Origin of the sequence: Arthrobacter humicola (genome assembly GCF_022803015.1) — a bacterium.
Lineage (GTDB): Bacteria > Actinomycetota > Actinomycetes > Actinomycetales > Micrococcaceae > Arthrobacter > Arthrobacter humicola_A.
The window spans coordinates 153,720-176,255 of record NZ_JAFKON010000007.1; the positions used below are offsets into that span (position 1 = coordinate 153,720).

General features: G+C 67.5%; 17 protein-coding genes and 1 tRNA gene. 10 read left to right on the forward strand and 8 right to left on the reverse strand.

Features of this window, described 5'->3' with window-relative positions; translation table 11 throughout:
* Positions 1-9: 9 nt before the first annotated feature.
* Both ARTB_RS14785 and ARTB_RS14790 read left to right on the forward strand, forming a co-directional pair.
* Complete coding sequence (locus ARTB_RS14785) at positions 10-1,194, forward strand: NAD(P)-dependent alcohol dehydrogenase (RefSeq protein WP_243181240.1); 1,185 nt, start codon at positions 10-12, stop codon at positions 1,192-1,194.
* On the forward strand, positions 1,191-1,619 hold the full coding sequence (locus tag ARTB_RS14790; RefSeq protein ID WP_028276083.1) for an HIT family protein: 429 nt from the start codon (positions 1,191-1,193) through the stop codon (positions 1,617-1,619). The genes ARTB_RS14785 and ARTB_RS14790 overlap by 4 nt, the downstream gene beginning before the upstream one ends.
* A 58-nt stretch (positions 1,620-1,677) precedes the next feature.
* Here ARTB_RS14790 and hrpA read toward each other — a convergent pair whose 3' ends face one another.
* Both hrpA and ARTB_RS14800 read right to left on the reverse strand, forming a co-directional pair.
* Positions 1,678-5,718, reverse strand: coding sequence for an ATP-dependent RNA helicase HrpA (gene hrpA / locus ARTB_RS14795; RefSeq protein ID WP_243181241.1), 4,041 nt, complete (start codon positions 5,716-5,718; stop codon positions 1,678-1,680).
* Positions 5,719-5,895: 177 nt separating this feature from the next.
* Positions 5,896-6,063: a hypothetical protein gene (locus ARTB_RS14800; protein ID WP_164468553.1), complete on the reverse strand. Its 168-nt coding sequence runs from the start codon at positions 6,061-6,063 to the stop codon at positions 5,896-5,898.
* Between the two features lie 92 nt (positions 6,064-6,155).
* On the opposite strand from ARTB_RS14800, the gene ARTB_RS14805 reads away from it, so the two are divergent.
* Complete coding sequence (locus ARTB_RS14805) at positions 6,156-7,121, forward strand: GlxA family transcriptional regulator (protein WP_028276082.1); 966 nt, start codon at positions 6,156-6,158, stop codon at positions 7,119-7,121.
* Positions 7,122-7,145: 24 nt separating this feature from the next.
* Here the strand turns inward: ARTB_RS14805 and ARTB_RS14810 are convergent, their stop codons facing one another.
* The 6 genes from ARTB_RS14810 to ARTB_RS14835 form a co-directional block, all read right to left on the reverse strand.
* Positions 7,146-7,442 carry a protealysin inhibitor emfourin gene (locus ARTB_RS14810; RefSeq protein WP_243181242.1) on the reverse strand — a complete coding sequence of 99 codons (297 nt, stop codon included), beginning with the start codon at positions 7,440-7,442 and terminating at the stop codon, positions 7,146-7,148.
* 41 nt (positions 7,443-7,483) lie between these two features.
* On the reverse strand, positions 7,484-8,557 hold the full coding sequence (locus ARTB_RS14815) for a M4 family metallopeptidase (protein WP_243181243.1): 1,074 nt from the start codon (positions 8,555-8,557) through the stop codon (positions 7,484-7,486).
* 171 nt (positions 8,558-8,728) lie between these two features.
* Positions 8,729-8,801, reverse strand: a tRNA-Arg gene (locus ARTB_RS14820).
* A 179-nt stretch (positions 8,802-8,980) separates the two neighbouring features.
* Positions 8,981-10,630: an FAD-dependent oxidoreductase gene (locus ARTB_RS14825; protein ID WP_243181244.1), complete on the reverse strand. Its 1,650-nt coding sequence runs from the start codon at positions 10,628-10,630 to the stop codon at positions 8,981-8,983.
* Positions 10,627-11,499: an FAD:protein FMN transferase gene (locus tag ARTB_RS14830; RefSeq protein WP_243181245.1), complete on the reverse strand. Its 873-nt coding sequence runs from the start codon at positions 11,497-11,499 to the stop codon at positions 10,627-10,629. The genes ARTB_RS14825 and ARTB_RS14830 overlap by 4 nt, the downstream gene beginning before the upstream one ends.
* A gap of 22 nt (positions 11,500-11,521) precedes the next feature.
* Positions 11,522-11,959 carry an FMN-binding protein gene (locus tag ARTB_RS14835; protein WP_243181246.1) on the reverse strand — a complete coding sequence of 146 codons (438 nt, stop codon included), beginning with the start codon at positions 11,957-11,959 and terminating at the stop codon, positions 11,522-11,524.
* A gap of 195 nt (positions 11,960-12,154) precedes the next feature.
* Here ARTB_RS14835 and argS point away from each other — a divergent pair, with 195 nt between their 5' ends.
* The 7 genes from argS to prfA all read left to right on the forward strand — a co-directional run bounded on the left by argS (position 12,155) and on the right by prfA (position 22,521).
* Positions 12,155-13,819 (forward strand): arginine--tRNA ligase, encoded by a 1,665-nt coding sequence (gene argS / locus ARTB_RS14840; protein WP_243181247.1) that lies wholly within the window; start codon positions 12,155-12,157, stop codon positions 13,817-13,819.
* A gap of 5 nt (positions 13,820-13,824) precedes the next feature.
* The gene (gene lysA / locus ARTB_RS14845; RefSeq protein ID WP_243181248.1) at positions 13,825-15,303 is read left to right on the forward strand and encodes a diaminopimelate decarboxylase; all 1,479 of its coding nucleotides are present in this window, start codon (positions 13,825-13,827) and stop codon (positions 15,301-15,303) included.
* Positions 15,304-16,620, forward strand: a complete 1,317-nt coding sequence (locus tag ARTB_RS14850) for a homoserine dehydrogenase (RefSeq protein WP_243181249.1) — start codon at positions 15,304-15,306, stop codon at positions 16,618-16,620. It abuts the gene before it with no gap.
* Positions 16,621-17,727, forward strand: a complete 1,107-nt coding sequence (gene thrC, locus ARTB_RS14855; RefSeq protein ID WP_243181250.1) for a threonine synthase — start codon at positions 16,621-16,623, stop codon at positions 17,725-17,727.
* 2 nt (positions 17,728-17,729) lie between these two features.
* Entirely contained in the window at positions 17,730-18,716 is a 987-nt protein-coding gene (gene thrB, locus ARTB_RS14860; protein ID WP_243181251.1) for a homoserine kinase, read from the forward strand.
* A 319-nt stretch (positions 18,717-19,035) separates the two neighbouring features.
* A complete protein-coding gene (gene rho / locus ARTB_RS14865) occupies positions 19,036-21,213 on the forward strand; it encodes a transcription termination factor Rho (RefSeq protein ID WP_243181252.1) in 2,178 nt (725 codons plus the stop codon).
* A 234-nt stretch (positions 21,214-21,447) separates the two neighbouring features.
* Positions 21,448-22,521, forward strand: a complete 1,074-nt coding sequence (gene prfA / locus ARTB_RS14870; RefSeq protein ID WP_079554478.1) for a peptide chain release factor 1 — start codon at positions 21,448-21,450, stop codon at positions 22,519-22,521.
* Positions 22,522-22,536: the final 15 nt, after the last annotated feature.

Genomic DNA, 22,536 nt, shown 5'->3' on the forward strand with positions numbered 1-22,536 from the left:
CGTCAACGTATGACACCTGGACGTCCCGTACCCCCGCCCCTTGCCAAGCCGCTGCCGGATTTGGACACCACAGACACCAAATCCGCTACCGCGGACAGCGCCGCTCAGAAGGCCGGCCCCACTCTCGCTGCTGCGTACGGTGCCACCTCACCGGATAGCGGGCTTGTGCCCTTGACTGTGTCCCGACGGGCGCCGAAGGCCGACGACGTCGAGATCGCCGTCGAATTCTGCGGACTGTGCCACTCGGACGTGCACGCCACCCGGGGCGAATGGGGCGGCGACACCTACCCTTTGATCCCGGGCCACGAGATCGTCGGCCGGGTCACCCGGCTCGGTTCCGCCGTCGACGACTTCACAGTGGGTGAGCGCGTGGGCGTGGGCTGCATCGTGGACTCCTGCCGAGAGTGCGAGAGCTGCCTGGACGGCCTCGAGCAGTACTGCGAAAACGCCGCCGTGGGAACCTACGGGGCGAAGGATGCCCGCAACGACGGCGCCATCACCCAGGGCGGGTACGCGACGTCGATCGTGGTGGACCGGCACTATGTCCTGCGGGTGCCGGAAGCTCTGGACCCCGCCGCCGCGGCGCCCCTGCTGTGCGCCGGCATCACCACATATTCGCCCCTGAACCACTTCGAGGTCGAGGAAGGCGACGTCGTCGGCGTCGTCGGACTGGGCGGCCTCGGCCATATGGCCGTCAAGATCGCCAAGGCCATGGGCGCCGAGGTCAAGGTCTTCACGACGTCGGAGAACAAGTTCGACGCAGCGCGCGAGCTCGGCGCCGACGACGTCATCCTCTCCACCGACCTGGCCGCGATGGAAGCCGCGAACCGCAGTATCGACGTCATCATCGACACCGTCGCCGCACCGCACGACCTCAACCCCTACTTCCGCACCCTGGGCCTGGACGGCGTGCTGTTCCAGCTGGGCCTGCCCGCCGAAGCGATGCCGCCAGTCAACCCCGGGGTGCTGATCCGGCGCAGGATCGCCTATGCGGGTTCGCTCATCGGCGGCATCGCCGAGACGCAGGAGATGCTGGACTTCTGCGCCGAGCACGGCGTGGTGTCCGACGTTGAGGTGGTCGGCGCGGACCAGCTCAACGAAGCCTACGACCGCATGGTGGCAGGCGACGTCAAGTACCGTTTTGTCCTGGACGTCAGTACCCTGGGGTCCCCGGCAGAAAAGGCGGACGCATGAGCACTCTCTTCACCAAAATCATCAACGGCGAGATCCCGGGCCGCTTCGTCTGGCGCGAGGACGACGTCGTGGCGTTCCTGACCATGGGCCCGCTGGCCGACGGGCACACGCTCGTGGTGCCCACCGAGGAAGTGGACCGCTGGACGGATGCCTCGCCCGAGGTCCTCGGCCGGGTCATGGAGGTTGCCCGCAAGATCGGCGCCGTCCAGGTGGAGGTGTTCGACGCCGCCAGGGCCGGGCTGATCGTGGCCGGCTACGAAATCAACCACATGCACGTCCATGTGTGGCCATCGAACTCAATGGCGGACTTTGATTTCGGCTCCGTGGACCAGCACCCGGATCCGGCCACGCTGGACGCCAACGCGGAGAAGCTCCGCGAGGGCCTGCGCACGGCCGGCCACGCGGAGCACGTCCCGGCCGCCTAGGTCCCGCCCGGACATTCCCGGCCGCCAATGCTGGCGCCGGCGCAGCACCCTCAGGGGTCTACGCCGGCGCCAGCACTTTGTTAAGCGCGGCCCGGATACGCTTTTCGGACACCGAATAGGCGGTCCCGAGTTCGACGGCGAAGAGGCTCACTCGCAGTTCCTCGATCATCCAGCGCACGTGGGTTAACTCCGCGCCCGCCCGCCGCCCGGGCAGCAGCGCGGACACGGCGTCGTCGTAGTCGTCCTCCAAGGCCTGGACAGCGGCCATGTGTTGGGCGTCCCGCTGGACGTTGCCCGGCAGCTTCTCGAGGCGCTTTTCGATCGCCGCGAGGTAGCGGGGCAGCTGGCTGAGCTGGGCGTAGCCCGTGCGTGCCACGAAGCCCGGATACACCAGCTGCTCGAGCTGGCTCTTGACGTCGTTGAGCGCGCTGATCAGGGCCAGGCTCGTGGTGCCCTTGAGCTGCTTTTCGATCCGGCGGGTGCTGGCCAGGATGCGTTCGACGACGGCAGTGACGGTGAAGACGGTGTCGATCAGCTCCGCCCGGACGCTCTCGTAGAGCGCCTTGAACGAGGCCTCGTCCCACGGCAGCGGGGCCGGCGTGAGTTTGTCGATGGCGGCCAGGGCGCAGTCGGCGATCAGGGCGGCCACGGAACCGTGCGGGTTCTGGCTGAAGGTCAGTTTCTCGGTGTTGTTCAGGTGCTCCAGGACATAGCGGTCCGGCGGTGGCACTTTCAGGGCCAGGAGCCGGATGACCCCGCCGCGCATGGCTTCCTGCTGTTCCGACGGCGTCTGGAACAGCCGCAGCGCCACGGACGTTCCCTCGTCCACCAGAGCCGGATAGCCGGTGACGGTGTGCCCGCCAACGGTTCCCTGGACCTGGCGTTGGACGGTTCCAAAGGTCCAGTCCTTGAGCCCGGACATTTCGGTGAACCCGCCCGGCGCCGCGGCAGCGGCCAGGGCGGCCGACGGGGACGCGCCGGCCTGTGATGAACGCGCGCCATCCCTGCCGTTCGCGCCGGCTTTCGCCTTTGCCGCGGCATTTCCCTTGGATTGGGGTGCCGTGGTGCCCGGGGTGGCACCGAGGGATTCCGCGATGGCCCGCCGGGTGGCCGGGGCCAGCCGCTCCTGCAGCGCGTTCAGGTCCTTGCCCTCATCCAGCAGCTTGCCGCGGGAATCCACCACGCGGAAGCTGACCCGCAAATGCGATGGCACGGCGTCCCAGTTCCAGGAGCCCGGCGGAATGACCTGTCCGCGGATCCGGCGCAGCACCAGTTCCAGCGAGGGTTCGAGCTCGTCCGTGGCGGGATCGAAGTCCGCTTCCAGCGCCGCGACGGCCTGGCGGGCCACGTCCGGGGCAGGAACGAAGTTCTTGCGGATCTGCTTGGGCAGCGACTTGATGAGCGCCGTGACGAGTTCCACGCGCTGCCCGGGGATCAGCCAGCGGAACGCGGCGTCGTCGAGCTGGTTCAGGAACAGCACCGGCACCTCTGCGGTGACGCCGTCGGATGGATTTGGCGGCGAACCGGGCGCGACTGGATGGAACTCGTAGCTCAGCGGCAGCTCGAAGCCCTTGTGCAACAAGGTCTTGGGATAGGCCGAATCGTCCAGGGCCGCGGCGTCCTCGCTGATCAGCAGGGACTGGTCGAAGTCGAGCAGCGTGGGATCCTGCTGCCGTGCGTCCTTCCACCACTTGTCGAAGTGCCGCTCCGAGACGACCTCCGCGCCGATCCTGGCGTCGTAGAACTCGAACAGTGTCTCGTCGTCCACCAGGATGTCGCGGCGCCGCATCCGGGCCTCGAGCTCCTCGATTTCGTGCAGCAGCGCGCGGTTGCGGTGGAAGAACTTGTGGTGGGTCTGCCAGTCGCCTTCTACCAGGGCATGGCGGATGAAGAGCTCGCGGCAGAGCTCCGGATCCACCTTGCCGTAGTTGATCCGCCGGCTCGGGATGATGGGCACGCCGTAAAGCGTGACCTTTTCGTGGGCCATCACCGCGCCCATCTTCTTGGACCAGTGCGGCTCGCTGTAGCTGCGCTTGACCAGGTCGGGGGCCACCTGTTCGGCCCAGAGCGGATCGAACTTCGCCGCGACGCGGGCCCAGAGCCGGCTCGTCTCCACGAGTTCGGCGGCCATCACGAACGTGGGTGATTTCTTGAACAGTGCCGAACCCGGGAAGATCGCGAAGCGGCTGCCGCGGGCGCCGGCGTACTCGCGCTTGCGCTCGTCGAGGATGCCGACGTGGCTCAGGAGCCCCGAGAGCAAGCTGATGTGGATGCCGTCGTGGTTGCCCACCGGATCGGCAAGGCGCTTGTTGTCCAGGCTGATGCCCAGCGGCCGGGCCAGCTGGCGGAGCTGGGCGAACAGGTCCTGCCACTCCCTGACCCGCAGGTAGTTGATGAATTCGTTGCGGCAGAGCCGGCGGAACGCCGTGGAGGACAGTTCCTGCTGCTTCTCCTGCAGGTAGTTCCACAGGTTCAGGTAACCGGTGAAATCCGAGTTTTCGTCCCGGAAGCGGGCGTGCTTCTCCGTGGCGAGCTGCTGCTTGTCTGTTGGACGCTCGCGCGGGTCCTGGATGGTGAGCGCTGCCGCGAGGATCATGACCTCCCGGACGCAGCCCCGCTTTCCGGACTCCACGATCATCCGGCCGAGCCTGGGGTCCACCGGCAGCTGGGCCAGCTGCTGTCCGACGGCGGTGAGCCCGCTGCCGGGACGGCCGGAACCGCGGCGCTGCCCGCCGTCGCGCTGCCCGCCGTCGTCCGTTGGCTCCTGCCGCGCGGCGGTCAGGGCGCCGAGCTCGCGCAGGAGGCTGACGCCGTCGTTGATGGCGCGCGAATCCGGCGGCTCGACGAAGGGGAAGTTCTCCACGTCCTTCGGTCCGCGGGCCACGCCCATGGCGGTCATCTGCAGGATGACGGCCGCGAGGTTGGTGCGCAGGATCTCCGGATCCGTGAACAGCGGCCGCGACTCGAAGTCCTCTTCGGAGTACAGCCGGATCGCGATACCGTCGGAAACGCGGCCGCAGCGGCCCGAGCGCTGGTTGGCCGAAGCCTGGGAGACGCGCTCAATCGGCAGGCGCTGGACTTTGGTCCGGTGTGAGTAGCGCGAGATCCGGGCCGTGCCGGTGTCGATCACGTACTTGATGCCGGGGACCGTCAGCGAGGTTTCGGCGACGTTGGTGGCAAGTACGATCCGGCGCTTGCTGCCGGGGTGGAAAACTTTGTGCTGCTCCTGCAGGCTCAACCGGGCGAAGAGGGGAAGGACCTCGGTGCCCGCGAGGCGCCGGTTGGACTGGATGCGGGCGTTGAGGGCCTCCGCCGCGTCGCGGATTTCGCGCTCGCCGGAGAAGAAAATCAGGATGTCGCCGTGGGCTTCCAAGGCGAGCTCGTCGACGGCGTCGCACACCGCGTCGAGCGGGTCGCGGTCCTCCTCGAGTTCGTCGTCCGCGGCGGCACCTTCTCCGTCACCATCTTCGGCGCCGGTGCCGCCGGCCGGCTGGGAAAGCGGCCGGTAGCGGATTTCCACCGGGAAGGTCCGGCCCGACACCTCGATGATGGGGGAGGGCTCCTCGTCGCTGCCGAAGTGCTTGGCGAAGCGCTCCGGATCGATGGTGGCCGAGGTGATGATGATCTTCAGGTCCGGGCGCTGCGGCAGGATGCGCTTGAGGTAGCCGAGGATGAAGTCGATGTTGAGGCTGCGCTCGTGCGCCTCGTCAATGATGATGGCGTTGTACTTGCGCAGCAGCCTGTCGCGCTGGATTTCCGCCAGCAGGATGCCGTCGGTCATGAGCTTGACCTTGGTGGACCGGCTGACCTCACCGGTGAAGCGGACCTGGAAACCGACTTCCTGGCCGATTTCGACGCCGAGTTCCTCCGCGATGCGCTCGGCCACGGTGCGGGCCGCGAGCCGGCGGGGCTGGGTGTGGCCGATCAGCCCGTTCTCACCCAGGCCGAGCTCAAGGCACATCTTGGGGATCTGGGTGGTCTTACCCGAGCCGGTCTCGCCGGCGATGATGGTCACCTGGTTGGCCGCGATGGCGGCCATAAGATCTTCGCGGCGCTCGGAGACCGGCAGCTCGGCGGGGTAGGAAATATGCAATGTCATGGCTGGAGACAGTCTACTGGGGTGGACTGTCCGCTGGGGTGGCGGAGGCGGATATCGGGTCCGGCTGTCCGGCCGCGTTGTTCAATTCGCGTTGTTCCGCTGTTCAGCCTCGGCGCATGTTGAGGGCCCGGCTGGATGACCGGGCCCGATGGGCGTGTGGACTAAGCGTGCGCGGACTTAGATGTTCCGCATCGTGTAGTTGATGCTCGGCAGGTCCCGGGCCATCCAGTATTCTTCCGAGCGGACGGGCGGAGTGTGGCCGAGGCCATCCTTGCGGAGGGCGGAGATCGTGGCGGTGACGCCGGCAAGAACCAGGATGATGAGGGCGATTCCGAGGAGTTCCATACCTCTATGGTTCTCCGGTCCGGGCCCTTAAAAAAGTGGCAGAAATGCCCAAAAAGCTATAATTTCTGCCACTGTTCTGTCAGGATGGAATCATGATCAAATCAGTGGCAATGATCGTGGTTCCCAACTTCTCGATCTTCGAGTTCGCGACGGCTTTCGAGGTCTTCGGCATCGACCGCTCGGACCGCGGAAACGGCGTGCCCGCGTTCGATTTCCGCGTCTGCGCGCCCGAGCCGGGCGACGTCCCGCTCAAGTCCGGCCTATCCATGCACGTGGGTCTCGGGCTGGAAGCAACTGCGGACGCCGACCTGGTGGTGATGGCGCCGTACGGCCGGGACGAAGACGTTCCCGACTCCGTCCTGGAGGCGCTGCGGGCCGCCCACGCGCGCGGTGCGTGGGTGATGTCCATTTGTTCCGGGGCCTTCGCCCTGGCTCGGGCGGGCCTGCTCGATGGCCGCCGCTGCACCACGCACTGGCATTACTCCCAGGAACTGGCCACCCGGTACCCCGCTGTCCTGGTGGATGAAAACGTCCTCTACGTCGAAGACGGCCGGATCATTACCAGTGCCGGCACGGCCGCAGGGATCGATGCCTGCCTGCACCTCGTCCGCGTTGAGTTCGGCGCCAAGGTGGCCGCCGCCATCGCCCGGGACATGGTGGTCCCTCCGCACCGGGACGGCGGCCAGGCCCAATACATCGACCGGCCCATTCCGACGTGCGGCTCGGAGCCCATGGAGCAGCTGCTGCAGTGGATGGTCCGGCACCTGGACGAGGAACACGCGGTCAACGAACTGGCGGCCCGGGTCCATATGTCGCCGCGGACGTTTGCGCGGCGCTTCCGCGCGGAAACGGGAGCCACTCCCGCGGCCTGGCTTAATTCCCAGCGGGTGCTGCGCGCCCAGGAGCTGCTGGAGAGCACGGAGCTCAATATCGACGAAATCGCAAGGGAGTCCGGGTTCGGGCATTCGGTCCTGTTGCGGCACCACTTTGCCAAGGCGCTGGACACCAGCCCGCAGTCCTACCGGCGCACGTTCCGCGGGCACCTGGCCACGGCATAGCGGGCCTCGGCCCGGCAGCAGCGGCTAGCCAAAGCCCGGCGACGCCGGCCCCTCAGCGGCGGCCCGGGCGCATTCGACGAGGTCGCGCCACGGACCCGTCAGCGCACGCTCCGGCAGGACCGCCCGGCGCTGATCGGCCCGGATGCTGTACATGAACCGGTCCGGCTGGCCGGTTGTCCCGTTGATTCCGGCGACGTCGTCCCACGGGCAGGCCTCGATCAGCGGCTGCCACCGGTCGGTGTCTTCCGGCGGCTCGGGCCGGACGGTCCACGTCCTCTTCATTCCGGCCACGCCGCCACTGCGCTGGACAGTTATCTTCATCGGACTCGGATCTCAATTGGACTCGATTTGCGGGGCTTGGCTTATCGCCGGGCCCCCGGGAACTTTACTTTCACAGTTTCCCACGCGGAGCGCACGGCGTCATGTTCCTTGGAATCGTCCCCGAACAGCTCCTTGGCAGAGGCTGCAGTGGCCTTGGCGAAGGCGCCGAACGTGGCGGTGGGGGACAGCGTGCCGCCCGTCAGCGTCTCGTACCAGATCTGTGCCGGCGCGTCCCAGGCATTGCCACCCAGGGCAGTGGCCACCAGACAGAACGCACGGTTGGGGATACCGGAGTTGATGTGCACGCCACCGTTGTCCGCGCTGGTGCGCACGTAGCCGTCCATCGAGTCCGGCTGCGGGTCCTTGCCGAGCACGTCGTCGTCGTATGCCGTTCCCGGAGCCTTCATGGAACGCAAGGCGGCCCCCTGCACCTGGTCGGTGAAGAGGCCTTCGCCGATCAGCCAACTGGCCTCCGCCGTCGACTGCTTCCGGACATACTGCTCAACGAGGGCCCCGAAGACGTCGGACATCGATTCGTTCAGGGCGCCGGCCTGGTTGCGGTAGACCAGCCCAGCGGAGTACTGGGTCACGCCGTGGGTGAGCTCGTGCCCGATGACGCTCAAGGATTTCGTGAACCGCTCGAAGACCTGGCCGTCACCGTCGCCGAAGACCATTTGCTGGCCGTCCCAGAAAGCGTTGTCGTACAGGCGGCCATAGTGGACCGTGGCATCAAGGTGCAGGCCTTTGCCGTCGATCGAATTGCGTCCGAAGGCTTCGGCGTAGAGGCGGTGGGTGTGCCCCAGCCCGTCATAGGCCTCATCGGCGGCGGGGTCGCCGGTGGGCGGTTCGCCTTCTTTGCGGACCACGCTGCCGGGCAGCTTCTCGGTGGACTTAGCGTCATAGACCGTCCGTTCCGGCGGGGACGGCTTGAGTTCCCGCAGGCCCGGACGGCTGCCGGGCCCTGGCACTGTGCGGGAGGCCTGGAAGCTCGGGACGTGTTGCAGGGCCTGCTTTGCCCCGTGGGCGGCCCTGGAGAGCTCCGGCTTTTGCTGTGCGGCCAGCCTGCGGAGCAAATAGGGCGGAACGATAGAACAGGACGGAGTTGGATAGAACATGTGAGACCCCCTTCACGCTTCGGAGCGGGCAGGGTAGCCCGCCACCGATGAAAACAGCCTACGAGGGAGCACCGACAATCGGCAGGGGCAATGCCGCTGGTTTTCCGCGGTCTTTTGGCGGGATTCAGGGCACAAAAAACCCCGCCGTTTCAAACGGCGGGGTTTTGTTCGTGCCCTCGATTGGAATCGAACCAACGACCTTCTGCTCCGGAGGCAGACGCTCTATCCCCTGAGCTACGAGGGCATCCAGGGATCCTGCCGTTGCGGGCGGGACGTCCTAGAGCTTAGCAGGAAGTTGGCCTCCAACGGAAAACCATGGAAAACGGTCGCTCATTTATAGCGTCAAGTGGAGTCAAGCGGCAGTCAAACGTGTCCTGGGTGCGTGGCAAGTCCAGCGAATTGGCCGGCGGTTCCGTAGCCGGCTCAGTAGCCAGTGAACGTATCCACATGGACCCGCCGGGCGCCCGCGCCACGTGCCGCGGCCCGCAGCGATCGCACACTGGCGGGCGAGCCGGAGACGAAGACCACCCGGCCGCTGATGTCGGGGACCAGCTCCTTGAGGGCCGCCGCATCGATCCTTCTTGAACCTGCGTCCTGCATGAACGCCGGCGGCGCCGAACCGTCCGCAAGCCGCGCCAGGACGCGCGCCCCGGAGCGCTGCAGCTCCTCGGCGTAGCCCAGCTCGGCGGCATTCTTGGCCAGGTACAGGAGGACAACGTCGCGGTTCCCGGACGGGGTTCCGGCGGACACCGCGGCCAGTTGGGCCATGTAGGGGGTGATGCCGATTCCGGCCGCGATGAGCAGCACGGGGGTGGCCGGGTTCCGCGGCAGGAGGAAGTCGCCGTTCACCGTGGTTGCGGTGAGCCCGTCGCCCGCTTCAAGGGCCAGCAGCGAGCGCTTGGCTGACGACACCGGCTCCGCCGTCCCCACCCCGATCGTCAGCAGGGAGGCGTCGGGCGCGCTGGTCAGGCTGAACACGCGCCGGATTCCCTTCCCGTCACCCTTGCCGGCCGACTTCCCGTCACGTTTGCCGGGGGCCTTGCCGTCACCCTTCCCATCGCCCCTGCCGTCATCCTTCCCGCCGGTCGTGTCCGGGGGCAGGTGCAGCTCCAGGGCCTGTCCGGGAGCGAAGCGCACCGGACGTTCCGGGCGGAAGCTGAATTCCGTCGTCGTCGGCGTCAGCGGACGGCTCGCGACGAACGCCAGCCGGACCCCGCCCCGCTGTCCGACGGCGAAGGCAAGCGCGTTGCCCGCGAGCAGCGCCAGCTCGGGGGAGTTGGCCACAAACCCCAGGTTGTAGGGGACGGCAAACAGGGCCCCGACGACGGCGGCCAGCGCCAGTTGCTGCCAGCGCCGCGGGGGCAGGGTGAGCGGCTCGGTGAGCATGAACCCGACGAAGAACAGCACCGGCCGCTGCGCGAGCGTCTGCCACAGGGCCTCGGGGAGATCCATCCCGGCCTGGAGCAGATCCGCGGCCACGATGGACACGGCAACCACGGTGAAGACGGCGGCCATGGCGGACTTCCGGGTCCGGTAGAGCACCAGCAGCACCCCTGGCAGCACCAGCCAGAGCATGGCCGGCGTCGCGGCCCACCAGGTGGCAATGTTGAGCCCGGTCAGCCCGGCCAGGAACGCGCCGGCCGCGGCCGGATTGAAGATGTGCCGGCCGCGCCAGGCCAGCGCATACTTCGAGGCCGAGGCCAGGACGCAGGCCAGGGCGACGCCGGCGATCTCTGCCAGCTGGAGGCCCTGGGTCGGCTGGCTGGGCCAGAAAAGCTCGCTGGGCCAGAAAAGGAAGTACAGCAGCAGGCCGGTGATGAGGGAGGATTCCGTGTGCGGCCGCACACGGAACAGGGCGGCCAGCCCCTGGCTGGAGGCGTACGTCAGGCCAAGGCACAGGGCAAGGTGGGTCAGCATTTCCGGCAGCCCGAACGTCAACCAGCCCAGCACATTGAGCAGCAGGCTGTAGCCGGCCAGGACGGCCAGGACCCACAGCACCAGCCGGTACATCGTGAGCCGGCCCAAGGCGGTGTCCAGCCTCGAGCCAAGGGCGGTGGTGGTGATGGCAGTCATGAGAACAGGGCCCCTTCGAAGTCGGCTGAATATTCCGCGTGCCCGTCCGCATACACCGTGAGCCAGGCGCAATCAAACTCCTGCTCCAGCCGCGGACCGTCGACAAAGAACAACGCAGTGGCCAGCGCATCGGCCACCATCGCGGTCCCGGCCATGGCCCAGCAGGCGACAACGGTACGCACCGGAGCTCCCGTGGTGCCGTCCAGGACATGATGGAACCCGTCGCCCCAGGCGCGCCGGTTGGCGGCGGAAGCGCACAGGGCGCCGGCCCCCAGCTGGACGGTGCCGATTGCCCGGGTGGGATCGTAGGGGTGCTCGAGGGCAACCACCACCGGATCCGGCCCCGGATTCAGCAGGTCCCCGCTGGCATCGATGAAATGCCCGGCGCAGCCGCCGTCCCGGAGCCGGGCGGAGAGCAGATCCGCCAGCTGGCCCTTTCCGGCCGCGCCGACGTCGATCACCGCCGGAACCGTGGTGGTCAGCGCGGTGCCCTGCCAGTCCAGCGCATCCTCCCACCGGGGCGCGGGAAGCGGCGCGCCGCCCGGGCGCAGGGTGTAGGTGGCGTCGTAGCCCAGTCGCTCCAGGCTCCCGCCGATGAGCGGGGTCATCGCACCCTCGGTGAGCCGGTACAGGGTGCCGTACAGCTCGCCCAGGGCGGCCCCTTCGGCGGGCAGCTCAATGCGGCCAGGCGTCCGGGCTGCGTCGGCAATGAGCGAATCGGGGCGGAACCGGGACCACGCGGCGTCGTACTCCTCCACCGTGGCGAGCAGGCCACGGCGGAGCTCGCCGGAGAGCCGGGACGGGGTGGAAATCTCCCAGCGGGTCCCGATCCCGTCAAAGCTGAAGTGCGTCCAGCCCGGATGCGCCACGATTCCTCTGTCCCTCGCTGCGCTATTGGGCCTGTGACTTGATCTTCGCCACGGCCTGGTTGAAGCCGCCGCTGGTCAGCGAGGATCCGGCCACTTTGGAAACCTTGATCTCGTCAAGCTTCTTGCCAACAACCTGGGACTGGATGCCGCCGGCGAACTCGCCCTGGAACTTTCGGGTGTTCGGATTCGAGGGGTGCTGCGTGATCTTCACGGCGGACACGGCACCGCCGGCCAGCGTCAGTTCCACGCCCACGGTCTCAGTGCCGTTGGGGGAGGTGTAGTTCCCGTCGGCGCTGTACGTGCCGTCCTTGTAAGAACCGGTACCTGCAGCGGACTCGGATGCCGGGGGCGCGCCCTGTGCGGCCGGGGCCTGGGCCGACGGGGCGCAGCCAGCCGCTGTTCCGGCCACGGAGAGGCCAGCAATGCCGACGAGGACGCTTTTGCGGAAGGCGGTATTCATGCGGGACTCGATTCTTTGCGGGGATCGGACAGCGAACAAGGTGGAGGCATGACAGGTTGCAGACGTTGAATTCAGGGTAACGGTTCACCCTGGGCGCGAGGCCTTGATGACCTCGGGCCTTCCCGTAACCGGCCCCGACGTCATGCCGGGACGGCAGATTCCGCCGCACTCCGGGCCCACCGGTAGGCTAGAAGTGTGACCCCAGAAGAACTCTCCCTCGCCATATCCGCCTGCCTGAAGGACGCCGTCGCCGCCGGTGACATAGCCCTCTCCGCGGCCGACATCCCGGATGAGGTGCGCGTGGAGCGCCCCAAGAACAGGGACCACGGGGACTGGGCCACCAACGTCGCCCTCCAGCTGGCCAAAACGGCGGGCACCAACCCGCGGGAGTTCGCGTCCGTCCTGAGCGCCCGGCTCAAGACGATCGACGGCGTGTCCGCGGTGGACATCGCCGGCCCCGGCTTCCTGAACATCACCGTGGACGCCGCTGCCGCCGGTGCCCTCGCTAAGGCGATCGTCGAGGCCGGTGCGGCCTACGGCACCAACACCGCGCTCGCCGGGCACACGGTCAACATGGAATTCGTCTCGGCCAACCCCACCGGCCCGCTGCACATCGGCCACACCCGCTGGGCCGCCCTCGGCGACGCGATCGCCCGCGTCCTCCGGGCCTCCGGTGCCGACGTCACTGCCGAGTACTACATCAACGACGCCGGTTCCCAGATGAACGTGTTCGCGAACTCCGTGTTCGCCAGGCTGCACGGCCGGGACGTGCCCCAGGGCGGCTACCCGGGCCAGTACATCGCGGACCTCGGCCACGAAGTGCTCACCGAACACCCGGACATCCGCGAACTCACCGAAGTGGCGGCCCTGCCGGTGATCCGGGGCGCCGCCTACAAGGCGCAGATGCATGACATCAAGCAGACGCTGGCCGAGTTTGGCGTCGACTTCGATGTCTACTTCTCCGAGCAGGAGCTCCACGACGCCGGCGCGATCGAGGACGCCGTCGCCCGCCTGCGCGAACAGGGCCACGTGTTCGACGACGGCGGCGCGGTCTGGCTGCGCACCACCGACTTCGGCGATGACAAGGACCGCGTGATGGTCCGCGCAAACGGTGAGCCCACGTACTTCGCCGCCGACGCCGCCTACTACCTGTCCAAGAAGGACCGCGGCTACACCGAGAAGATCTACCTCCTCGGCGCCGACCACCACGGCTACATCAACCGGCTCAAGGCCATCGCGGCAGCCGCCGGGGACGACCCCGAGGTCAACATCGAGGTCCTGATCGGCCAGCTGGTCTCCGTCAACGGCGCCAAACTGTCCAAGCGAGCCGGCAACATCATCGAGCTCAAGGACCTCATCTCCTGGCTCGGCAAGGATGCCGTCCGGTACTCGCTGGCCCGGTTCCCCGCCGATTCGCCGCTGACGCTGGACCCGGAGCTGCTGAAGAAACACAGCAACGAAAACCCGGTGTTCTACGTCCAGTACGCCCACGCCCGCTCCCGCGGCGCCGCCCGCAATGCCGTGGCCGCCGGCGTGGAGCGCCGTGTGGACGGCCTAGACAGCTTCAACGCTGCCCTGCTGGAGCACCCCACCGAAAACGAGCTGCTCTCGCACCTGGGCAGCTATCCCTCGATCGTGGCCAAGGCCGCCGAGCTGCGCGAGCCGCACCGCGTGGCCCGCCACCTCGAAGTGATCGCCGGCGCCTACCACCGCTGGTATGACGCCTGCCGCGTGGCGCCGCAGGGCGAGGAACCCATCACCGACACCAACCGCACCAGGCTGTGGCTCAACGACGCCACCAGCCAGGTGCTGGCCAACGGACTGGAACTGCTGGGCGTCTCGGCGCCGGAACGGATGTAACCGCCATGACCGCGAATTCAGGACAGTCCCCGCTCGCCCCGGACTGGCTCGAGGTCCCCGCCGACCTCAATGCCCTCCACGAACCGCTGTGGGCGGGCGGTGTTGCGCGCAACGACGACGGCGAGCTCACCATCGAGGGGCTGACGGTCAGTGAGCTGCAGCGCCAGTACGGCACGCCGCTGTTCGTGCTGAGCGAGACAGACTTCCGGGCCCGGGCCCGGGCGTTCAGCGACGCCTTCAACGACGCCTTCGCCGATATTTGCGGGGGAGTGGACGTCTACTACGCCGGCAAGTCCTTCCTGTGCACCTCCGTGGTCCGCTGGGTCGAGGAAGAGGGGCTGCGCCTGGACACGGCGTCCGGCGGCGAACTCGCCGTGGCCTTCCGCGCCGGCATCCCCGGCGCCGACGTCGCCCTGCATGGGAACAACAAGTCCGACGGCGAAATCCACCGGGCGCTGGACATGCAGCTGGGACGGATCGTGGTGGACAGCCTCGACGAGCTCGAACGCGTCGCGGCGATCGCCGCCAACCGGGGCGACACCGCCAGGGTGATGCTGCGGCTGACCCCCGGAGTACACGCCCACACCCACGAATTCATCGCCACGGCCCACGAGGACCAGAAATTCGGCCTGTCCATGGCCGGGGACTCCACGGACCAGGCCGGCCTGTCCGCCGCAGAGGAAGCCGTGGCCGCGGCCACCGGGCACGCCAGCATCGAACTGCTGGGCCTGCACTGCCACATCGGCTCGCAGATCTTCGAACCGGACGGCTTCGCCCTCGCCGCCGAGAGGCTGCTGGACTTCCTGGCAGCGATGCAGTCGAAGTACTCCATCGTGCTGCCCGAGCTTGACCTCGGCGGCGGCTACGGCATCGCCTACACCCCCGTGGACACCCCGCGCCCGGCCGCCGAAATCGCGCAGGCGATGGCCGCCGTCGTCCGTTCCAAATGCGCTGCCCTCGGCATAACCGCCCCCCGGATTTCGATCGAACCGGGCCGCGCGATCGTCGGAAGCACCACCTTTACGCTGTATGAGGTCGGCACGCTCAAGACCGTCCGGGTGGATTCCCCGGCCTCTGCTGGTGCCGCGGCCGGCCACGACGGAGCCGGGGACGTTACGCACCCCCGCCGCTATGTGTCGGTGGACGGCGGGATGAGCGACAACCCCCGGCCGGTGCTGTACGACGCGGATTATTCGGCGATTCTCGCCTCGCGGAGCTCCGACGCGGCGCCGCAGCTGTCCCGAGTGGTGGGCAAACATTGCGAGAGCGGCGACATAGTTGTTAGAGATGTATATCTGCCCGAGGACGTGGCAGCCGGTGATCTGCTTGCTGTACCGGGGACCGGCGCCTACTGCTGGGCCCTGTCAAGCAACTACAACTATCTGGCCCGGCCGGGCGTTATCGCTGTCAGCGACGGATCTGCCCGGCTCATTGTCCGCGGGGAAACCGAAGAAGATTTGCTCAACCGCGACATGGGAGTCTGAATGTCTGAATTGCGAACCCTGAAAGTGGCCCTGCTGGGCTGTGGCAACGTTGGGGCCCAGGTTGCGCGGATTCTCATTAACGACGCCGACGCCCTCGCCGCGCGCACCGGCGCCCGGCTGGAACTGCAGGGCATCGCGGTGCGCAACCTCGATGCCAAGCGCGACGTCGAGCTGCCGCGGGAGCTGTTCACCACTGACGCCGAAGTCCTCGTCAAGGACGCCGACGTCGTCATTGAACTCATGGGCGGCATTGAGCCGGCCCGGACCCTGATCCTTACCGCCATGCGGCACGGTGCCTGTGTTGTCAGCGGCAACAAGGCGCTCCTGGCCCAGGACGGCCCCACCCTGTATGAGGAAGCGGACAAGGCCGGGGTGCAGCTGTCCTACGAGGCCGCCGTGGCCGGCGCCATCCCCATCCTGCGACCCATCCGCGACAGCTTGTCCGGCGACCGGATCACCCGGGTGCTCGGGATTGTCAACGGCACCACCAACTTCATCCTCGACCAGATGGACTCGACCGGCGCGCAGTTCGCCGACGCGCTGGCCGAGGCCCAGCGCCTGGGCTACGCGGAAGCCGACCCCACGGCCGACATCGAAGGCTACGACGCCGCCGCCAAGGCCGCAATCCTCGCTTCGCTGTCCTTCCACACGCGGTTTGCCCTGGAAGATGTCTCCTGCGAGGGCATCACGTCGGTCACCGCGGCGGACATCGCCGCCGCCAAGGAAGCCGGCTTTGTCATCAAGCTGCTGGCCATTGCCGAGAAACTTGTTGACGAGGACGGCAAAACCGGCGTCTCAGTCCGTGTCCACCCCACGCTCCTGCCCCGCGAGCACCCCCTCGCTGCTGTCCGCGGTGCATTCAACGCCGTCTTCATCGAAGCCGAGAACGCCGGCGAGCTCATGTTCTACGGCCAGGGTGCCGGCGGCACCCCGACGGCGTCCGCCGTGCTGGGCGACCTCGTCTCCGCGGCCCGCCGCATTGTCCTGGGCGGCCCCGGCCGCACCGAAACCACCACGGGGCACGTGCCATCGCTGCCCATCGACGCGGCCGTCACCAGCTACTACATCGGACTCGACGTCGCGGACCAGCCCGGCGTCCTGGCCAGGATCGCGCAGCTCTTCGCCGAGCACGGCGTGTCCATCGAAATCATGCGGCAGACCATTCACCGCGACGCCGACTCCAACGTGGAATCGGCCGAGCTGCGGATCGTGACACACCGTGCACGCGAAGCCGCACTTGCAGCAACCGTCGAGGCCGTCAGGCGCCTGGACGTCATCAATTCCGTCACATCCGTACTCCGGGTAGAAGGAGTCTAAGTGGCTCACCAATGGCGCGGTGTCATCCGCGAATACGCCGACCGTCTTCCTGTCACGGAAGCGACCAAGGTCATCAGCCTGGGCGAGGGCGGCACCCCGCTCGTGCATGCCCGCCACCTCTCCGAGCTGACCGGCAGCACCGTCTACCTCAAGGTCGAAGGCATGAACCCGACCGGTTCTTTCAAGGACCGCGGCATGACCATGGCCATGACGGCAGCGGTGGCCGCCGGCGCCAAGGCCGTGGTCTGCGCCTCCACCGGCAACACCTCCGCCTCCGCCGCGGCCTATGCGACGGCTGCCGGGCTGCAGTGCGCGGTGCTGGTCCCGGAGGGCAAGATCTCCATGGGCAAGCTCAGCCAGGCAGTCGCGCACGGAGCCACGCTGCTGCAGGTGGACGGCAACTTCGACGACTGCCTTGACATCGCCCGCAAGCTCGGCGAGTCCTACCCGGTGTTCCTGGTCAACTCCGTCAACCCGGCCCGGATCGAAGGCCAGAAGACCGGTGCCTTCGAAGTGGTGGATTCGCTCGGCGACGCCCCCGACTTCCATGTGCTCCCGGTGGGCAACGCCGGCAACATCAGCGCGTACTGGAAGGGCTACAAGGAATACGCTGCGGCGTTTGAGTCGCCCACCGCCGGGTCGCTGCCCGCCGTGTCCACCAGGACACCCGTCATGTGGGGCTTCCAGGCCGCAGGGGCGGCACCCTTCGTGGCCGGCCACCCCATCACCGAGCCCGACACCATTGCCACCGCCATCCGGATCGGCAACCCGGCCTCCTGGGACACCGCCGTGGCGGCCCGGGATGAATCCGGCGGCGTGATCGAGGCCGTCACGGACGAGGAAATCCTGTCCGCGCACCGGTGGCTCTCCGCCCGGGAAGGCGTTTTCGTGGAGCCCGGCTCCGCTGCCGGCGTCGCCGGGCTGATCAAGAAGCACGCGGCCGGGGAAGTGCCGGCAGGCAAGACGATCGTGATCACGGTGACCGGTCACGGCCTCAAGGACCCGCAGTGGGCCCTGCGCACCGAGGACGGCAGCGACGTGCAGCCGGTCAAGGTCTCCAACGACGTCGTCACCGTCGCCGCAGCATTGGGACTGGAAGAAAAATAACGTTGGAAACAACCCTCACCGTCCCGGCCGAATCAGCTGCCGGCTCCCCGGCCGTTCCGGCGGGCCAGCTGGTCACCGTGCGTGTCCCGGCCACGAGCGCCAACCTGGGCCCCGGGTACGACAGCCTCGGCCTGGCCCTCTCGCTGCATGACACGCTGACCGTGGAAACCCTGGCCAGCGGTGAACTCGAATTCGAGCTCAGCGGCGAGGGTGCCGAGTCCCTGCCCCGCGATGCGACGCACCTCGTGGTCAAGGCCTTGACCGAGGCCCTGCACCGCCTGGGGTTCCGGCACGAAGGCCTGCGGATCACGGCGGACAACGTCAACCCGCACGGACGGGGCCTGGGCTCCTCGGCCTCGGCCGTGGTGGCGGCCGTCAGCGCCGCCAATGCCCTGGTTCCGGAGGCCTCCCGGCGTGGCAGCGACTGGATCCTGCAGCTCACCAGCGAAATGGAAGGCCACCCGGACAACGTTGCACCCGCCATTTTCGGCGGACTGGCGCTGTCATGGCAGGACAGTGACCAGTACAGCAGCACGTGCGCGTCCGTGGCCGCCTCGGTGATCCCTGTGGTCGCCGTGCCCGACTACGAGCTCTCCACTGAGGCCGCCCGGGCCCTTTTGCCCGCTTCGGTGGGCCACCATGCCGCGGCCATGAACTCCGGCCGCGCCGCCCTGCTGATCCATGCCCTGACCACGAACCCGGAATTCCTGCTGCCCGGCACCGAGGACTACCTGCACCAGAGCTACCGAGCCGAGGCCATGCGGCCCAGCGCGGAACTGATCGGCGCGCTGCGCCGGGCAGGGCACGCCGCCGTCGTATCCGGCGCCGGACCCACCGTGCTGGTCCTGGCCAACGGCGAAGCGGAAGCCCGTGAGGTTGTGGACTTCATCGGCGCCCACACCGCGGGCAACACGCCGGAAGTGGGCTGGCGCGTGATGAAGCTGGCCGTGGACGTTGAAGGTGCTAAAGTGGAAGTGCACCGGCGGTAAATACGCAGGCGGTAAATTTGTAACCGTTGTAAGACCGCGATGTTGGCCACGTAGCCTCTCTCATCTTTCACTGCGCAATATTTTCCGGTGCCACCTGCTTTCGGTCTGACGCAGGAATCAGCAGAATTGATCTGCCCCCTGAAACTCAGCCCGCCGTTCCTCATTTCTCGGATCGTGCATGGTGAAGCAATATCCGGCCCTGCTGGCCGATATCCATCCGGCAAGGCCGAAATCCCGGCTGCAGATCTGAACTGCAGCCCAGATCAAATCACCGCGTCCAGCTCTTAGCCTGGACGCCGTCGAGGGGGAAGGATCCTTCGTGACCGAAACCACTGAGCTGTCTCCGGCTGTGGATACATCTTCTGCTGCCGAATCAACGGCAGCACCCGCCAAGAGCAGCGGCCTTGCAGGCCTTAAGCTCGCCCAGCTCCAGGCCCTCGCCAGCCAGCTGGGCATTTCCGGCGGTTCCCGCATGCGCAAGGGTGATCTGGTCACGGCCATTTCCGCCCACCGCGCAGGCACTCCGGTAAGCAAGGCTCCGGCCCGCGCTGCCGAAAAGGCGAGCGACAACGGCACTGTGTCCCACGCAGCGGCCCCGGCAGCTGCGCCCGCAACGGTGCCCGCCGCCGAGGACGAGTCCCTGGCAAGGGAAAACACCGCCCAGGAAAGCCCCCGCGCCCGCCGTGGCCGCAGCCGCCGTGCAGGCAGCGACGGAGTCGTCACGGCTCCCGCCGTTGAGGCACCCGCCGCCGCCCCGGCTGAAGCCCCCGCGGGTTCCACCGAGTCCGGCGCCCGGGAATCCGCCACTGCAGAATCCGCCGCCGCCGTTTCCGGAACGGAATCCGGCGACCGCGCGAGGCAGCCGCGCACCCGCAACCGCCGCCGCGGCGAAGCCGCAGCCCAGGCCACGGATGCCGGCCAGAACGCCGTCGAGGCCCCGGCCGAGCAGCCCGTCGCTGAACAGCGCACCGAGCAGCGCGATCAGCGCACCGAACAGCGTGAACAGCGCACCGAACAGCGTGAACAGCGCACCGAACAGCGCGAGCCCGGCAGCGAAGACGGCCAGCGCCGTGACACCCGCACCCGTGGCGGCCGCGACGACTCGGCCGGCCCCCGCGAGAACACCCGCGACAGCGATGATTCTGACGGCGGAAGCCGCCGGAACCGCCGCAACCGTCGTGACCGCAACGACCGCGGTGACCGCCAGGGCCAGCAGGACAGCCGCGACAACTCCTCGCGCAACGATCGCTTCCGCGACCGCAACGACCGCCGCCGCGGACGTCAGCAGGGACCCGACGTCGACGACGTCGAGGTCACCGAGGACGATGTCCTGCTGCCGGTCGCCGGTATCCTCGACGTGCTCGAGAACTATGCGTTCATCCGCACGTCCGGTTACCTGCCGGGCCCGAACGACGTCTACGTCTCGCTCGCCCAGGTCAAGAAGTACAACCTGCGCAAGGGCGACGCCGTCGTCGGCGCCATCCGTGCACCGCGCGAAGGCGAAGCCCAGCAGGGGAGCCAGCAGCAGTCCGCCCGCCAGAAGTTCAACGCCCTGGTCCGCGTCACCTCGGTGAACGGCAAGACGCCGGAAGAGCTCAAGGACCGCGTCGAATTCGCGAAGCTCGTCCCGCTGTACCCCTCCGAGCGCCTGCGCCTCGAGACGGACCCGAAGAAGATCGGCCCGCGCGTCATCGACCTCGTGGCCCCGATCGGCAAGGGCCAGCGCGGTCTGATCGTTTCGCCGCCGAAGGCCGGCAAGACGCTCATCCTGCAGTCCATCGCCAACGCCATCACCACCAACAATCCTGAGGTCCACCTCATGATGGTGCTCGTTGACGAACGTCCCGAAGAAGTCACGGACATGCAGCGCACCGTCAAGGGTGAGGTCATTGCCTCCACCTTCGACCGTCCCGCCGACGACCACACCACCGTGGCCGAGCTTTCCATCGAGCGTGCCAAGCGCCTCGTGGAAATGGGCATGGACGTTGTGGTGCTCCTGGACTCCATGACCCGCCTGGGCCGCGCCTACAACCTGGCAGCACCGGCCTCCGGCCGCATCCTGTCCGGTGGTGTGGACTCCGCAGCGCTGTACCCGCCGAAGCGCTTCTTCGGTGCAGCCCGCAACATCGAAAACGGCGGCTCGCTGACCATCCTGGCCACCGCGCTCGTCGAGACCGGCTCCAAGATGGACGAGGTCATCTTCGAAGAGTTCAAGGGCACCGGCAACATGGAACTGCGCCTGTCCCGCCAGCTCGCGGACAAGCGCATCTTCCCGGCCGTGGACGTCAACGCGTCCGGTACCCGCCGCGAGGAAAACCTGCTTTCCCCCGAGGAAGTCAAGATCATGTGGAAGCTGCGCCGCGTCCTGTCCGGACTCGAAACGCAGCAGAGCCTTGAGCTGCTGACCAACAAGATCCGGGAGACCCAGAGCAACGTCGAGTTCCTCATGCAGGTGCAGAAGACGACGCTTGGTGCGAAGTCCGATAACGACAAATAGCTGCTCCAACCGCTAGATTCTGGCGGTCCCGCGCGCTAACGCCGCACGGATTTTCCGCCCCCGCCCCTCCGCCGGGTGGCTTACGATCTACGATCGCAAGCCACCCGGCGTCGGCAGGCCCGAAGCCACTCCCGGGGCGGAAAAATCCGTGCGGCTTCGTCGTTAAGTCGCCAGCCGCGGTCCAGTTTTTGTTGTCGTAACTAGACTTGGTTTCAAGTCGAAAGAGGTTTGAAAATGTTTGAGTCCGTACAGGGCCTGTTGGATGAGCATGACTCTATCCAGGCTCAGCTGGGGGATCCTGCTGTCTACGCTGACCAGCGCCTGGCCCGGAAGCTGGGGCGGCGTTCTGCCCAGTTGAACGGCATTGTGGAGGCCTACCACCGCTGGGAAGGCATCCGCGATGACCTGGCCGCTGCCAAGGAAATGGCGGACGAGGACCCCGAGTTTGCGGCCGAGGTGCCCGAGCTGGAGGCCGCGCTGGAGCTGGCGGCGGCCAAGCTGCGCCGGCTGCTGATCCCGCGCGACCCGGACGACTCCCGCAACGTGATCCTCGAGGTCAAGGGCGGCGAAGGCGGCGACGAGGCAGCCCTGTTCGCCGCGGACCTGCTGCGGATGTACAGCCGTTACGCGGAATCCCGCGGCTGGAAGACCGAGATCATCTCTGCCACCGAATCGGACCTCGGCGGGTACAAGGACGTCCAGATGGCCGTCAAGGGCAGCTCGAACGATCCGGCCGAAGGCGTGTACGCCCGGCTCAAGTTCGAAGGCGGCGTGCACCGGGTCCAGCGTGTCCCCGTCACCGAATCGCAGGGCCGCATCCACACCTCGGCCGCCGGCGTGCTGGTGCTGCCCGAAGTGGACGAGCCCGAGGAGCTCGAGATCAACCAGAACGATCTCAAGATCGACGTCTACCGCTCCTCCGGTCCCGGCGGGCAGTCGGTCAACACCACCGACTCCGCGGTGCGCATCACGCACCTTCCCACCGGAATCGTCGTCGCCATGCAGAACGAGAAGTCGCAGCTGCAGAACCGTGAGGCCGGCATGCGCGTGCTGCGTGCCCGCATCCTGGCGCACCAGCAGGAGCTGATCGACGCCGAAAACTCGGCGCAGCGCAAGTCGCAGATCCGCACCATGGACCGCTCCGAGCGCATCCGTACCTATAACTACCCGGAAAACCGGATTGCGGACCACCGCACCGGTTACAAGGCCTACAACCTGGACCAGGTCATGAACGGCGACCTGGAACCGGTGATCCAGTCGGCCATTGAATTGGACGAGCAGTCCCGGCTCGACGCCATCGGCGAATAGGCGCGGGTCACTGGT

Coding starts and splice junctions, on each gene's coding strand:
- ARTB_RS14785 (WP_243181240.1), top strand. CDS start 10: ATGACACCTGGACGTCCCGTACCCCCGCCCCTTGCCAAGCCGCTGCCG.
- ARTB_RS14790 (WP_028276083.1), top strand. CDS start 1,191: ATGAGCACTCTCTTCACCAAAATCATCAACGGCGAGATCCCGGGCCGC.
- hrpA (WP_243181241.1), bottom strand. CDS start 5,718: ATGACATTGCATATTTCCTACCCCGCCGAGCTGCCGGTCTCCGAGCGC.
- ARTB_RS14800 (WP_164468553.1), bottom strand. CDS start 6,063: ATGGAACTCCTCGGAATCGCCCTCATCATCCTGGTTCTTGCCGGCGTC.
- ARTB_RS14805 (WP_028276082.1), top strand. CDS start 6,156: ATGATCAAATCAGTGGCAATGATCGTGGTTCCCAACTTCTCGATCTTC.
- ARTB_RS14810 (WP_243181242.1), bottom strand. CDS start 7,442: ATGAAGATAACTGTCCAGCGCAGTGGCGGCGTGGCCGGAATGAAGAGG.
- ARTB_RS14815 (WP_243181243.1), bottom strand. CDS start 8,557: ATGTTCTATCCAACTCCGTCCTGTTCTATCGTTCCGCCCTATTTGCTC.
- ARTB_RS14825 (WP_243181244.1), bottom strand. CDS start 10,630: ATGACTGCCATCACCACCACCGCCCTTGGCTCGAGGCTGGACACCGCC.
- ARTB_RS14835 (WP_243181246.1), bottom strand. CDS start 11,959: ATGAATACCGCCTTCCGCAAAAGCGTCCTCGTCGGCATTGCTGGCCTC.
- lysA (WP_243181248.1), top strand. CDS start 13,825: ATGACCGCGAATTCAGGACAGTCCCCGCTCGCCCCGGACTGGCTCGAG.
- ARTB_RS14850 (WP_243181249.1), top strand. CDS start 15,304: ATGTCTGAATTGCGAACCCTGAAAGTGGCCCTGCTGGGCTGTGGCAAC.
- prfA (WP_079554478.1), top strand. CDS start 21,448: ATGTTTGAGTCCGTACAGGGCCTGTTGGATGAGCATGACTCTATCCAG.